Source organism: Enterobacter sp. AG326 (assembly GCF_004362415.1).
Taxonomy (GTDB): Bacteria; Pseudomonadota; Gammaproteobacteria; order Enterobacterales; family Enterobacteriaceae; genus Enterobacter; species Enterobacter asburiae.
Window position 1 is genome coordinate 1 of sequence record NZ_SNXG01000006.1, and the last position, 13,010, is coordinate 13,010.

The following is a 13,010-nucleotide window of genomic DNA, read 5'->3' on the forward strand; positions in this document are numbered from 1 at the left end:
TGATAGGTCGGGTGTGTAAGCGCAGCGATGCGTTGAGCTAACCGATACTAATGAACCGTGAGGCTTAACCTTACAACGCCGAAGCTGTTTCGGCGAAGAGACGACATATTCAGCTCAGCTTGATACAGATTAACAGAATTTGCCTGGCGGCTTTAGCGCGGTGGTCCCACCTGACCCCATGCCGAACTCAGAAGTGAAACGCCGTAGCGCCGATGGTAGTGTGGGGTCTCCCCATGTGAGAGTAGGGAACTGCCAGGCATCAAATTAAGTAGTAAGCCGGTGCATAAATCCGGTGGTTACAAGCAGTCTTCGGTGGAGCGGTAGTTCAGTCGGTTAGAATACCTGCCTGTCACGCAGGGGGTCGCGGGTTCGAGTCCCGTCCGTTCCGCCACTTATTAAAAGCCCTGAGCTCACGCTCAGGGCTTTTTTCTTATCTGACGTTTAATTATTGCGAAATTAGCAAAAATCCTCTGCGTTTTGCGATCTTTTTCTCTATAGCAACGCCAGCGATAATCTTCCTCAGTTTACGAACATAATGATTGAGGAATAGTATGACTCTCCCTGCATTTGGTCTGGGCACTTTCCGCCTGAAAGACGACGTTGTTATCGCATCGGTTAAAACCGCACTCGAACTGGGTTATCGTGCAGTTGATACGGCACAGATCTATGAAAATGAAGCAGCTGTTGGACAAGCTCTCGAAGAGAGTGGTGTTCCGCGTGACGAACTGTTTATCACCACGAAAATCTGGATTGAGAATCTCAGCAAAGATAAGCTGATCCCTAGCCTGAAAGAGAGCCTGAAAAAACTGCGTACTGACTACGTAGATCTGACGCTGATCCACTGGCCATCACCGAATGATGCCGTCTCAGTAGAAGAATTCATGCAGGCGCTGCTGGAAGCGAAAAAGCAGGGCCTAACCCGCGAAATAGGGATCTCCAACTTCACGATTCCGCTGATGGAAAAAGCCATTGCTGCTGTTGGCGCAGAAAATATTGCGACCAACCAGATTGAGCTGTCTCCATACCTGCAAAACCGCAAAGTCGTGGACTGGGCAAAACAGCACGGGATCCACATCACTTCATACATGACGCTGTCCTACGGTAAAGCGCTGAAAGATGAAGTGATTACGCGTATCGCAGAGAAACATAACGCCACTGCTGCGCAGGTCATTCTGGCATGGGCAATGGGTGAAGGTTATGCAGTGATCCCATCATCAACTAAGCGTGAAAACCTGGCCAGCAACCTGTTAGCAGCGGATCTTCATCTGGATGCTGACGATAAAAAAGCGATCGCAGCACTGGAGTGCAACGATCGCCTGGTAAGCCCGGAAGGTTTAGCTCCTGACTGGGATTAAGTTTGACCCGCCCTCTGTAACCTGAACCCTCACACAGCTCCTCCGGGAGCTGTTTTTATATGTTCACTCAGGAAGTCAATAAAGGCGCGAATGCGCGTGCTTACCGCTCTGTCACTGTAATACACTGCGCTAAAGGGCATTTCGACCGGCAGACGTTTGTCGGCCATCAGCTCCACCAGTTCACCCCGCGCTATTTCCTTATCAATCATATAGTCGGACAAGCAGGCGATCCCGTTTCCTTCGAGACAAAGCTGCTTCAGCGTTTCCCCGCTGTTTGAGGATAACCCGCAGGTAATTTCATAAAGTTGACCATCATGACAGGCGACAGGCCAGGTATTCAGCGACACCGGCTCAGTAAAGCCCAGGCACAGATGCTGCTTCAGTTCTTCAACCGTCTCCGGTTTACCATGTTCGGCAATATACTCTGGTGATGCGATAATTTTGCGGTAGCTGGCAAACAGAGGGCGGGCACGCAAACTTGAATCTGTCAGGGTTCCCGCCCGGATCGCCACATCTACTTTACGCTCGATGAGGTTGATAAACGTCTCTGAGGAGACCAGAGAAAGCGTCATCTCCGGATAGCGTTCGCGGAAAGGTTTGATCAGCGGCATCAGAAAGTGAAGCACCACCGGCGTGGCCGCATCAATACGCAGCAATCCACGCGGCGTGCTGCGGGTCTCCATAATCTCCGTCTCCGCTGCAGCCATCTCCTGCAATACCGACTGCACGCGGCGGAAGTAACGCTCTCCTTCTTCCGTCAGGCTCAGCTGCCGCGTCGTTCGGTTGAGCAGACTCACTCCAAGCTTCATCTCCAGTTTTTTTACCGAACGGCTGATGGCCGAATTAGCCTGTCCCAGCTGTTCGGCCGCGCGGCTAAAGCTGCCGCTTTCAACGACGGCGACAAAGATTGTCAGCTCTTCCGATGTTGCTTTCATTTTTGCACCACCTGCAAAATTCTATTGAGATTTTGACCATTTTTGTTATTTAAGCACTGGCGCATACTGCCTGTCATCTTAATCCTGATGATACGGAGTATTTTATGCCACTGGCGCTACTTGCCCTGACGATCAGTGCCTTCGCAATTGGCACGACCGAATTTGTTATCGTGGGTCTGGTTCCCACTATTGCTAACCAGCTAACGATCTCGTTGCCCTCTGCGGGGTTGCTGGTATCAATCTACGCCCTGGGCGTCGCCGTCGGTGCGCCAGTGCTGACGGCCCTGACCGGACGTTTTCCGCGTAAGCAGCTGTTAGTCGCGCTGATGGTGCTGTTCACCGCCGGCAACGTTCTGGCCTGGCAGGCGCCGGACTACACCACGCTGGTGATTGCCCGTCTGTTGACCGGCCTTGCACACGGCGTGTTCTTCTCGATTGGTTCCACCATAGCAACAAGCCTGGTGCCCAAAGAGAAAGCGGCTTCAGCCATTGCGATCATGTTTGGTGGACTGACCGTCGCACTCGTTACGGGCGTACCGTTGGGAACGTTTATCGGACAACACTTCGGCTGGCGTGAAACGTTCCTGGCAGTCTCCTTGCTGGGCGTCATCGCTCTGGTGACCAGCCTGCTGCTGGTACCGTCGAATATTCCAGGCCGGGCAAGCGCCAGCCTGCGCGATCAGCTGAAGGTGCTCACGCATCCGCGTTTGCTGATTATTTACGCGGTAACTGCGCTGGGCTATGGTGGCGTATTCACCGCCTTTACCTTCCTGGCGCCGATGATGCAGGACCTGGCGGGCTTCTCACCCAATGCCGTGAGCTGGATTTTGCTGGGGTACGGTATTTCCGTTGCCATTGGCAATATCTGGGGCGGCAAGCTTGCGGATAAGCATGGTGCGGTACCGGCGCTGAAATTCATCTTCGCCGCCCTGGTGGTTCTGCTGATGATTTTCCAGTTCACGGCTTCGGTACACTACGCCGCGCTGGTCACTGTGCTGGTCATGGGGATCTTTGCCTTTGGTAATGTGCCCGGGCTTCAGGTTTACGTAGTCCAGAAAGCCGAGCTCTATACGCCAAATGCGGTGGATGTGGCATCGGGTCTGAACATTGCCGCATTTAATATTGGCATTGCGCTGGGCTCCATCATTGGCGGACAAACCGTAGCGCATGTTGGGTTAACCCAGACTCCGTGGATTGGCGCGGTGATTGTCCTGGTGGCCTTCCTGCTGATTGGCCTGAGTGGACGTCTCGATAAGCCAGCCCGGGTCGCGCTGGGGTAACATCAGTAAGTGCTTGCTTACAAAACTGGAAAGCGGTTTCTCAGAAATTGCGTTGAAAGTATGACCTAAAGTCCCTATAACATTAGAACCAGTCCGTTTTCCGGGCTGGTTCATGTTACAGAGGCTGTTTCCAAAAGTGCGAAAAAATACCTATGCCATGCGTTATGTTGCCGGAATGCCCGCGGAGAGGATCTTGCCTCCGGGGTCATTTGCGAGCATAAGCCAGGCATTACCCGCCGGCACACCGTTAAGCAGCGATGAGAAAATCCGTGTACTGGTGTGGAATATCTTTAAGCAGCAGCGTGCCGAATGGTTATCGGTGCTCAAGAATTTTGGAAAAGATGCCCATCTGGTTCTGCTTCAGGAGGCGCAAACTACTCCTGAGCTGGTACGGTTTGCCACCACGAACTATCTTGCCGCCGACCAGGTGCCTGCATTTGTCCTGCCACAACACCCCTCGGGTGTGATGACACTTTCAGCAGCACATCCGGTCTATTGCTGTCCTCTGCGTGAACGTGAGCCTATCCTGCGTCTGGCGAAATCGGCGCTGGTGACGGTCTATCCGCTGCCGGATACCCGAATGCTGATGGTCGTGAACATCCATGCGGTCAATTTCAGCCTGGGCGTGGATGTCTACAGTAAACAGCTACTTCCGATTGGCGATCAGATTGCCCATCACAGCGGCCCCATCATTATGGCAGGCGATTTCAACGCCTGGAGCCGTCCGCGCATGAATGCGCTGTATCGCTTTGCGCGTGAAATGTCGCTGCGTGAAGTTCGCTTTAGCGATGACCAGCGTAAAAAAGCCTTTGGTCGTCCTCTCGATTTTGTCTTCTATCGTGGTTTGAGCGTGCATGACGCCTCTGTCCTGGTAACGCGCGCCTCCGATCACAATCCTCTACTAGTTGAATTCAGTCCCGGCAAACCTGATAAATAATGGTGTGTCAGGTCTGCCGTGGGGCAGGCCTGCGCGGGTGCTGCCCTTTTATTTTTAACCAACAAAGGACAGTACGATGACAACAACACGCTCCCATCATGACAACGTAGAAAAACAGTTTGGTTCTCAGGCAAGTGCCTATCTGAGCAGCGCCGTGCATGCTTCTGGCCGCGATCTGGTGCGTCTCGGTGAGCGTCTGGCGGCGTTCCCGCAGGCGCACGTGCTTGATTTAGGCTGCGGGGCAGGGCACGCCAGCTTTGCCGCTGCACAGCAGGTCGCGCACGTTACCGCGTATGACTTATCCAGCCAGATGCTGGACGTTGTTGCCGAGGCGGCGAGAACAAAGGGGCTGGACAACATTGATACGCGCCAGGGCTATGCCGAATCTTTACCTTTTGACGATGCGTCGTTTGAGGTGGTTATCAGCCGTTATTCTGCTCACCACTGGCACGATGTCGGCCAGGCATTGCGCGAGGTCAAACGTGTTCTGAAGCCGGGTGGCATCTTCATTATTATGGATGTGATGTCCCCTGGACATCCGGTGCGCAATATCTGGCTGCAGACGGTCGAAGCGCTGCGCGATACCTCACACGTGCAAAACTATGCCAGCGGAGAGTGGTTGTCGTTTATCACTGAAGCAGGGCTGATCACGCGCGCGTTGATTACAGACCGCTTACCGCTGGAGTTCAGCTCCTGGATCGCGCGTATGCGCACCCCGGAAGCATTAAGCCAGGCGATCAGGCTCTATCAGGAGAGTGCGTCCGCGGAGGTAAAAGCGTACTTTGAACTGCAGGACGACGGCTCGTTTACCAGCGATACCATCATGGCCGAAGCGCAAAAAGCGGGATAAACAAAAAAGGCACCGAGGGGAATCGGTGCCTTTTTATCTTTCGATCGTGCTATCAGGAGTCTGGCGTCGCGCTGTTCTTCACAAACAGCGTCAACTGGTCGCCTGGTTTCAGGTTGTCAGTATCATTGTTCCAGCGCATCACATCCTTGATGTTTACGCCGTGTCGTTTTGCGATACTGGACAGTGAATCACCCTTGCGCACGCGATAGGTAATGCTATCGCTGTTGCTGGCGAGACGCTGTGCGCTGCTACCTGCACCTACCGTCAGAGTCTGACCCACTTTCAGGCCGGAGCTGCGCAGGTTATTCCACTGCTGCAGATCTTTCGCATTCACGCCAAGACGTGACGCAATGCCCGAAAGCGTATCACCTGAACGAACCTTATAGCTGCGGCTGTTAACTGATGATGCATCCGCGATCAGCGTTGACTGAACGGCGGCGATTTCACCAGAAGCTAAAGACTCGCGTAACTGCTCGGCATGTTTCTGCGGAACCATTACATACTGCGGGCCACTTGCCCCCAGAGTTGAGCCTTTAACGCCAGCATTAAAGGTTTTCAATTTACTTACCGACATACCCGTCATATCAGCAACCTGTTGAATATCAACCGGATTGCTGAGGCGAACACGCGCCAGTGCACGACTTTCGTCTGGTGTTGGCAGTTGTACACCGTAACGCTTGCTGTTCTTGAGAATATCGCTCAATGCCAGCATTTTCGGTACGTAAATCTTTGTTTCCTGTGGCAGTGAGAGCGACCAAAAATCGGTGGATTTACCCCGTGCTTTATTCGCTTTCATTGCCTTCAGTACACGACCTTCGCCACTATTATACGCTGCGACAGTTAACAGCCAGTCGCCGTCAAACATCTTGTTCAGACGTTGCATCATGTCGAGAGCGGCTGTCGTTGAAGCGACAACATCGCGACGCGCATCATAGTTGCGGGTCTGTTTCAGACCATAGTTTCGCCCGGTGCTCGGAATGATCTGCCAAATGCCTGCGGCATTGGCGCCAGACGTCGCGTGTGGGTCAAAAGCGCTCTCCACTATGGGTAGGAGTACCAGCTCCATAGGCATGTTACGTTTCTTAACTTGCCCGGCTATCCAGTACATATACGGCTCTGCCCGTAACGTTACATCGTGGAGATAGCTCTTATTACTTAAATACTTCTGTTTCTGTTCGCGAATCCGGGGATTTTCCGGAATTCCCATCTTTAGCTCGTCGCCAATAGAGGTCCACAAGTCTTGATCCTGCGCGTAAGATGTTCCATCGTCCATCCATCGCGCCGAACTTGCAAACTTCCCTGCTTCCCCTTGACCAGCCGCAGAAAGGCTCTGTGCGTGCTGTTGTACGTTGCTGCCGTTTTGCGACTGGCAACCTACAAGCAGGACAGAGGCGAGTAATATCGCTTTTGCCTTCATGTGTGTGTCAATAGTTGCTTAAAAGACGAGCGATGATAACGGCGAAATTTTGAAAAGGCAACCCGCAATTATCTGAAGTTATCTTTCTTTGACCTTAACCATGCAAATCGTTGTTCTGGTTGTTGCAAATTTGTTTCTTGGTTAATTTTATTAATTAAATCAATATCATCTGTTCGTAAAAATAAATTAATTTGGCGCTCGTTTTTCAGAATTACGGGGAGTGTTTTTTGGTTTTTTGCACGTAACTCCTTCACTTTGTGATAATAATCCTGAATCGCTCGATCCTCGGGTAAGAGGCTCACGGCAAACTTCATATTTCCTAATGTATACTCATGGGCGCAACAAACGAGCGTCTCATCGGGTAGTGCGTTAATCTTCTGTAAAGACTGATACATTTGAGCTGGCGTGCCTTCAAACAGTCTTCCGCAGCCTCCGGAGAACAGCGTGTCGCCGCAAAAAAGATAAGGTTTACTGTAGAAACACAGATGTCCCAAAGTGTGACCTGGTGTGGCAAATACGGAAAACTCCCACTCGCGTATGAGGATATTTTCGCCTTCTTCGACTACATGCGTGATTCCCTTATCTTGTGCCTCTGCCGGTCCGTAAACCACAAGATGCGGAAAATGGGCGCGCAGTTCAGGCACGCCGCCAGTGTGATCGTTATGATGATGCGTCAACAGAATGGCTTCTGGCTGCCAGCCGTTCTCTTTTATGGCGTGCAGTACAGGGGCGGACTCTCCGGGATCGACAATGACGCATCGGCGATCGTCGTCAACCAAAACCCAGATGTAATTGTCCTGAAACGCTGGAATACTGATAAGATTCATACATTACCTCTTAGAGCGTGGCGGGTGTTTTGATGAAACCGGCAAGGATACCTCAGACTGTCGCAGCACCGGAACGTTGGGCGGAATTGCCCTGGGGTGAATACTATCGCGAAGCGTTAGAACAGCAGCTGAAGCCCTGGCTCGCGAAAATGTATGGCTTTCACCTGCTTAAGATTGGCAATCTCAGCGCGGAAATCAATACCGAAAGCTGCGCTATCTCGCATCAGGTTAACGTCTCTCTCGGCGGATCGCCGGTTCAGGTGAAGGCAGACCCGTTGCATCTGCCGTTTGCGGAAAAATCCGTCGATGCGTGTTTGCTCGCACATACGCTACCCTGGTGCAGCGATCCGCATCGTCTGCTTCGCGAAGCCGATCGCGTGCTGATTGATGACGGCTGGCTGGTACTTAGCGGATTCAATCCGCTAAGCCTGATGGGCCTGCGTAAGCTGGTACCGGTGCTACGCCGGACTCCACCTTACAACAGCCGAATGTTCACCATGATGCGTCAGCTCGACTGGCTTTCACTGCTGAACTTTGAAGTGCTTTGCTACGGTGGTTTTCAGGTGTTGCCCTGGGCGAGGCAAGGGGGCGTGGTACTGAGCACCCATCTCCCCGCATTGGGCTGTTTGCAGTTTATCGTTGCGCGTAAGCGAACCATTCCCCTTACGCTTAACCCTATGAAGCAGAGCAAGTCGAAAACGCCCATCCGCCAGACCGTCGGCGCCACGCGGCAGTACAAAAAAACCGATTAGACGTCGGGCTGATAGCCCGCATCTTCATGTGCGGGATTGGATGCCGCAGCACGCGCCAGTTCGTCGCAGCGTTCGTTTTCCGGATGGCCTGCGTGGCCTTTAACCCACTCCCACTTAATCTGGTGCTGGCCCAGCGCAGCATCAAGACGTTTCCAGAGATCGACGTTCTTGACCGGCTTCTTATCGGCGGTTTTCCAGCCGCGTTTTTTCCAGTTATGGATCCACTGGGTGATCCCCTGACGCACGTACTGACTGTCGGTGCTTAGCACCACGTCACAATGTTCTTTTAACGCCTCCAGCGCCACGATGGCCGCCATCAACTCCATCCGGTTGTTGGTGGTCAGAAAATAGCCTTCGCTAAAGGTTTTTTCGTGCTGGCGATAGCGCATAATCGCGCCGTAGCCGCCGGGTCCTGGGTTACCGAGACAAGATCCATCGGTGAAAATTTCTACCTGTTTACGCATCTCTGGTAGACTTCCTGTATTCGAAACGTTCAGTTAAACGATAAGTCTGACATAAATGACCGCTATGAGCACTGCAATTACTCGCCAGATTGTCCTCGATACCGAAACCACCGGTATGAACCAGATCGGCGCGCACTACGAAGGGCATAAGATCATCGAGATCGGCGCCGTTGAAGTGGTGAACCGTCGTCTTACGGGGAACAACTTCCACGTCTACCTCAAACCCGATCGGCTGGTGGATCCGGAAGCGTTCGGCGTTCACGGTATTGCCGATGAGTTCTTGCTGGATAAGCCGACTTTTGCGGATGTCGCTGACGAGTTCCTGGAATATATCAAGGGCGCCGAGCTTGTCATCCATAACGCATCGTTCGATATCGGCTTTATGGATTATGAATTCAGCAAGCTTAATCGTGATATTCCGAAGACGAACACCTTCTGTAAGGTAACGGACAGCCTGGCGCTGGCAAGGAAGATGTTCCCCGGCAAGCGTAACAGCCTGGATGCACTTTGCTCGCGCTACGAGATAGACAACACCAAGCGAACGCTTCACGGGGCGTTGCTCGATGCCCAGATCCTGGCCGATGTCTATCTGACGATGACCGGCGGGCAGACGTCAATGAAGTTCAGTATGGAAAATGAATCCCAGCAGACGCAAGGCGAAGCGGGCATTCAGCGTGTTGTCCGCCAGGCAAGCCGCTTGCGGGTTGTTTTAGCCAGCGATGAAGAGCTTCTTAACCACGAATCCCGGCTTGATCTGGTCCAGAAGAAGGGCGGCAGCTGCATGTGGCGCGCCTGAAAAAACGCCGGAATGCCTGTAAAATCATCGTTTGGGCGATTTTTGCAGCAAACGATTCAAAACGTGAGAAAAAGCGTTGACGAGATCGGAGGCGCACCGTAATATGCGCCTCGTTCCCCAAACGGGAACAGTGGAGCGGTAGTTCAGTCGGTTAGAATACCTGCCTGTCACGCAGGGGGTCGCGGGTTCGAGTCCCGTCCGTTCCGCCACTATTCAGAAGGCCTGAATCAGAAATGATTCAGGCCTTCGTCGTTTCAGCCTTCTGTAATCTTATCCCCTTCCTTAGCGTTAACAAAAAGTTAATAAACATGGTGCAATTAATTAACAATTGCACGCATGTAGTGCATTATTTGCACTATGGTTGTGCATTTCATCGCCGCTCCTCTCTTGATACCTCATTCAGAATGTTTCTTTCTGTAAAAATAATTCACGCAGAATCATTTGGTTATCTCCCGCTTTCCAAAAAAACACCGAACCAATTGCGTATTGGTTTGGTTATTGCTTAATCATTAGCACGATAAGCTTCATTCCATATCAATAACTTATCGTTAATAAAAATAAAGCAATGATGAAAGCGAGCGAACCAATATGGAAAAACCGTCACGGTTTCTGGCAAATTCCAGCACCGCGCTTGAGCAGCTGCGCGGGCTTATCAACCAGCATGAGTCAACACCAGGCATACCGCTGCCCACGGAACGTGAGCTGTCGGACACTCTCGGCGTAGGACGACGTGAAGTGCGTCGCGCGCTGGACGTGCTGGAAGAAGAGGGGCGCATCTGGCGTAAGCAGGGCAAAGGGACCTTTATAGGCCCGGCGGCACCTGTTGAACCGCTGGCCCTTCAGGGATTGGTTCAGCAGACCAACCTTCTGGAAGTGATGGAAGCTCGTCTACAGCTCGAACCCGGCTTAGCCCGGCTTGCGGCACTGCGTGCCACCAGGGAAAACCTCGCGCTCATGCAGCGCATGCTGGAACGCATCGACAAGGTCAGCCCGGACGACCGCGATCTCAACGAACTCTGGGACAGCGCCTTTCACCGGGCGATTGCCGAGGCGGCGGGCAACCGTCTGATGCTCGGCCTGTTTGATGCCATTGATGCCGTGCGGCGTGAACCGGGCTGGCAGCATCTGCGCGAGCTGGCACGCACTCCCGAACGTGTCGACAGCTATAACGACCACCACCATAAGATCATGTCTGCGATTATCCATCGCCAGCCTAATGAAGCCGCGGCCGCCATGCGCGAACACCTGCTCAGCCTGCAAACCGCCCTGATTCAGGCGATCCACCTTGAGGACGACTTCACGCCATGACGACAATACCCTTTAAGGACGCCACGCCCGTATTGCGGGTGCAAAACCTCAACGTTACGTTTGCTGGCTCGCCGGTTAGCGTGCTTGATGGTATCTCGCTGACCGTCAGGGCGGGCGAAACGCTGGCGCTGGTGGGAGAGTCCGGCTGCGGGAAAAGTATCACCTCACTGGCGCTGATGGGGTTACTGCCCGCCAGCGCGCAGATTGTCAGCGGTGAGATGCAGTTTCGCCGCCACGATCTGCGAAAGCTCTCGCCGCGGGAATATGCCGACCTGCGCGGCAGCGAGCTGGCGATGATTTTCCAGGAGCCGATGACCTCGCTCAATCCGGCGTTTACGCTGGGCGATCAGCTCAGCGAAGCGGTTATGCGGCACCAGAACGTCTCGCGCGCAGAGGCGATGAAGGTCGCGCTGCAGATCCTCGAGAAGGTACAGATCCCGGCGGCAGAGATGCGCCTGAAAGCATATCCCCACCAGCTTTCCGGCGGCATGCGCCAGCGCGTGATGATTGCGATGGCGCTGATTAACCATCCCAAACTGCTGATTGCTGATGAACCCACCACCGCGCTCGACGTCACCATCCAGGCGCAAATCCTCGCCTTGCTCAACGCCTTAAAAGAGGAAACCGGCACGGCGGTGCTGATGATCACCCACGATTTGGGCGTGGTGGCAGAAGTCGCCCAGCAGGTAGCGGTGATGTATGCCGGACAGGTAGTGGAGCAGGGGAGCGTGGAGGCCATCTTTGCCGATCCGCAGCACCCGTACACCATCGGCCTGATGGGCTCGATTCCTTCTCTTGGCGCACGCAAGGGCCAGCTCTCCACCATTCCCGGCGCAGTCCCGCTCCCGGAATCCATGCCGAAAGGCTGCCGTTTCGCGACGCGCTGTCCGTTTGCGCAGTCGCGCTGCCATGCTGAAAAACCGCAGCTCACCACGCTCGGCGCGGGCCATCAGGTCGCCTGCTTCCGCGTGCCGCTCGAACAGCACATTGCCCTGGGAGAAATCGCATGACCACGCCCATTCTTGAAGCCCGTGACCTCAGCAAGCTTTTCCCCGGCCCCAAAAAGCTCTTTACCCCGGCACGGTTTGTCACGGCGGTCGATCGCGTTTCGCTTGCCGTGATGCCGGGCGAAACGCTGGCGATCGTCGGCGAGTCCGGCTCCGGGAAATCTACGCTCGGTCGTCTGCTGCTGCGCCTGCTGGCCGCCAGCGAAGGGCGCGTGTTTTATCAGGGGGAGGAGATCACCGACGCCTCCGGTGTCCGCCTGAACCAGCTCCGGCGCGAGCTGCAAATCATCTTTCAGGATCCCTTCGCCTCGCTCAACCCGCGCATGACGGTGGAGCAGATCGTCGGGGAGCCGCTGTGGCTGCATCAGAACATGAAAAAAGCAGATCGCCAGTACCGCGTTGCCGAGCTGCTTAAAACCGTTGGCCTGCCTGCCGCCTGGGCCGGGCGCTATCCGCACGAGTTTTCCGGCGGGCAGCGCCAGCGTATCGGCATTGCGCGCGCGCTGGCCTCGGGACCGAAGCTGCTGCTTGGCGATGAGCCGGTGTCCGCGCTGGACGTCTCCGTTCAGGCGCAGGTGGTCAACCTGCTGGAAAGCCTGAAGCACCAGCTGGGGCTGACGATGGTGATTGTCGCCCACGGCCTGGCGGTGATCCGCCATATGAGCGACCGCGTGGCGGTCATGTATCTCGGGCAAATCGTCGAGCTTGCCACCGTCGACGAGATTTTTGACGCGCCGCTGCACCCCTACACCCAGGCGCTGATCGCCTCGGCACCTCAGATGCAGCCGGGCGTTGAACGCGACGCGCCGCTGCTGCAGGGGGATCTGCCCAACCCGGCCAGCCCGCCGTCCGGCTGCCGTTTCCACACCCGCTGCCCGTACGTTACCGATGAATGCCGCCAGGTCGAGCCGATCAATCAGGTACTCGACGGCGGGCGTCAGGTTGCCTGTCATCGCTGGCAGGAGATCAACCGCGATCGCAGCGTTATTCAGATCGCACCGCCATCCGCCGCCTTTCTGCGCCGCCGCGCGCTGTTTGAACACGCGGCCACTCACTCGTCCCTTCCTTCAAGGAACTCATGA

At 54.4% G+C, this 13,010-nt stretch carries 13 protein-coding genes, 2 tRNA genes and 1 rRNA gene; 12 read left to right on the forward strand and 4 right to left on the reverse strand.

The window, feature by feature from the left end; translation table 11 throughout:
- Positions 1-142: 142 nt before the first annotated feature.
- The 3 genes from rrf (at position 143) to dkgB (ending at position 1,355) form a co-directional block, all read left to right on the forward strand.
- Positions 143-258: ribosomal RNA gene (gene rrf / locus DFO52_RS17185) — 5S ribosomal RNA — on the forward strand.
- Between the two features lie 56 nt (positions 259-314).
- Positions 315-391 (forward strand) — tRNA-Asp (locus DFO52_RS17190).
- A 160-nt stretch (positions 392-551) separates the two neighbouring features.
- On the forward strand, positions 552-1,355 hold the full coding sequence (dkgB, locus tag DFO52_RS17195; RefSeq protein ID WP_133550839.1) for a 2,5-didehydrogluconate reductase DkgB: 804 nt from the start codon (positions 552-554) through the stop codon (positions 1,353-1,355).
- 29 nt (positions 1,356-1,384) lie between these two features.
- On the opposite strand, the gene yafC is transcribed toward dkgB, so the two are convergent.
- Entirely contained in the window at positions 1,385-2,290 is a 906-nt protein-coding gene (gene yafC / locus DFO52_RS17200) for a DNA-binding transcriptional regulator YafC (protein ID WP_029739684.1), read from the reverse strand.
- Positions 2,291-2,394: 104 nt separating this feature from the next.
- Here yafC and DFO52_RS17205 point away from each other — a divergent pair, with 104 nt between their 5' ends.
- The 3 genes from DFO52_RS17205 (at position 2,395) to DFO52_RS17215 (ending at position 5,357) form a co-directional block, all read left to right on the forward strand.
- Positions 2,395-3,570 carry an MFS transporter gene (locus tag DFO52_RS17205; protein ID WP_133550840.1) on the forward strand — a complete coding sequence of 392 codons (1,176 nt, stop codon included), beginning with the start codon at positions 2,395-2,397 and terminating at the stop codon, positions 3,568-3,570.
- A gap of 136 nt (positions 3,571-3,706) precedes the next feature.
- Complete coding sequence (locus DFO52_RS17210) at positions 3,707-4,507, forward strand: endonuclease/exonuclease/phosphatase family protein (protein ID WP_024909448.1); 801 nt, start codon at positions 3,707-3,709, stop codon at positions 4,505-4,507.
- 76 nt (positions 4,508-4,583) lie between these two features.
- Positions 4,584-5,357 carry a class I SAM-dependent methyltransferase gene (locus tag DFO52_RS17215; RefSeq protein ID WP_133550841.1) on the forward strand — a complete coding sequence of 258 codons (774 nt, stop codon included), beginning with the start codon at positions 4,584-4,586 and terminating at the stop codon, positions 5,355-5,357.
- A 52-nt stretch (positions 5,358-5,409) separates the two neighbouring features.
- Here DFO52_RS17215 and mltD read toward each other — a convergent pair whose 3' ends face one another.
- Complete coding sequence (gene mltD / locus DFO52_RS17220) at positions 5,410-6,774, reverse strand: murein transglycosylase D (RefSeq protein WP_032661729.1); 1,365 nt, start codon at positions 6,772-6,774, stop codon at positions 5,410-5,412.
- A 68-nt stretch (positions 6,775-6,842) separates the two neighbouring features.
- Entirely contained in the window at positions 6,843-7,601 is a 759-nt protein-coding gene (gloB, locus tag DFO52_RS17225; RefSeq protein WP_133550842.1) for a hydroxyacylglutathione hydrolase, read from the reverse strand.
- A gap of 32 nt (positions 7,602-7,633) precedes the next feature.
- Between gloB and DFO52_RS17230 the strand changes: the two genes are divergently transcribed.
- A complete protein-coding gene (locus DFO52_RS17230) occupies positions 7,634-8,353 on the forward strand; it encodes a class I SAM-dependent methyltransferase (RefSeq protein ID WP_023310484.1) in 720 nt (239 codons plus the stop codon).
- Here DFO52_RS17230 and rnhA read toward each other — a convergent pair.
- Positions 8,350-8,850, reverse strand: coding sequence for a ribonuclease HI (gene rnhA, locus DFO52_RS17235; protein ID WP_223862664.1), 501 nt, complete (start codon positions 8,848-8,850; stop codon positions 8,350-8,352). The genes DFO52_RS17230 and rnhA overlap by 4 nt on opposite strands.
- A gap of 31 nt (positions 8,851-8,881) precedes the next feature.
- On the opposite strand from rnhA, the gene dnaQ reads away from it, so the two are divergent.
- From dnaQ to DFO52_RS17260, 5 genes are all read left to right on the forward strand, one after another.
- A complete protein-coding gene (gene dnaQ / locus DFO52_RS17240; protein WP_029739690.1) occupies positions 8,882-9,613 on the forward strand; it encodes a DNA polymerase III subunit epsilon in 732 nt (243 codons plus the stop codon).
- Between the two features lie 132 nt (positions 9,614-9,745).
- A tRNA-Asp gene (locus DFO52_RS17245) sits at positions 9,746-9,822 on the forward strand.
- 379 nt (positions 9,823-10,201) lie between these two features.
- The gene (locus tag DFO52_RS17250; RefSeq protein WP_023334601.1) at positions 10,202-10,921 is read left to right on the forward strand and encodes an FCD domain-containing protein; all 720 of its coding nucleotides are present in this window, start codon (positions 10,202-10,204) and stop codon (positions 10,919-10,921) included.
- The gene (locus DFO52_RS17255) at positions 10,918-11,931 is read left to right on the forward strand and encodes an ABC transporter ATP-binding protein (RefSeq protein WP_133550843.1); all 1,014 of its coding nucleotides are present in this window, start codon (positions 10,918-10,920) and stop codon (positions 11,929-11,931) included. Before DFO52_RS17250 ends, DFO52_RS17255 begins: the two co-directional genes overlap by 4 nt.
- Complete coding sequence (locus tag DFO52_RS17260; RefSeq protein ID WP_059347781.1) at positions 11,928-13,010, forward strand: oligopeptide/dipeptide ABC transporter ATP-binding protein; 1,083 nt, start codon at positions 11,928-11,930, stop codon at positions 13,008-13,010. The genes DFO52_RS17255 and DFO52_RS17260 overlap by 4 nt, the downstream gene beginning before the upstream one ends.

Bases quoted from the DNA above. Each gene is read 5' to 3' on its own strand.
- dkgB (WP_133550839.1), top strand. From the start codon at position 552: ATGACTCTCCCTGCATTTGGTCTGGGCACTTTCCGCCTGAAAGACGAC.
- yafC (WP_029739684.1), bottom strand. From the start codon at position 2,290: ATGAAAGCAACATCGGAAGAGCTGACAATCTTTGTCGCCGTCGTTGAA.
- DFO52_RS17205 (WP_133550840.1), top strand. From the start codon at position 2,395: ATGCCACTGGCGCTACTTGCCCTGACGATCAGTGCCTTCGCAATTGGC.
- DFO52_RS17215 (WP_133550841.1), top strand. From the start codon at position 4,584: ATGACAACAACACGCTCCCATCATGACAACGTAGAAAAACAGTTTGGT.
- mltD (WP_032661729.1), bottom strand. From the start codon at position 6,774: ATGAAGGCAAAAGCGATATTACTCGCCTCTGTCCTGCTTGTAGGTTGC.
- gloB (WP_133550842.1), bottom strand. From the start codon at position 7,601: ATGAATCTTATCAGTATTCCAGCGTTTCAGGACAATTACATCTGGGTT.
- DFO52_RS17230 (WP_023310484.1), top strand. From the start codon at position 7,634: ATGAAACCGGCAAGGATACCTCAGACTGTCGCAGCACCGGAACGTTGG.
- dnaQ (WP_029739690.1), top strand. From the start codon at position 8,882: ATGAGCACTGCAATTACTCGCCAGATTGTCCTCGATACCGAAACCACC.
- DFO52_RS17250 (WP_023334601.1), top strand. From the start codon at position 10,202: ATGGAAAAACCGTCACGGTTTCTGGCAAATTCCAGCACCGCGCTTGAG.
- DFO52_RS17255 (WP_133550843.1), top strand. From the start codon at position 10,918: ATGACGACAATACCCTTTAAGGACGCCACGCCCGTATTGCGGGTGCAA.
- DFO52_RS17260 (WP_059347781.1), top strand. From the start codon at position 11,928: ATGACCACGCCCATTCTTGAAGCCCGTGACCTCAGCAAGCTTTTCCCC.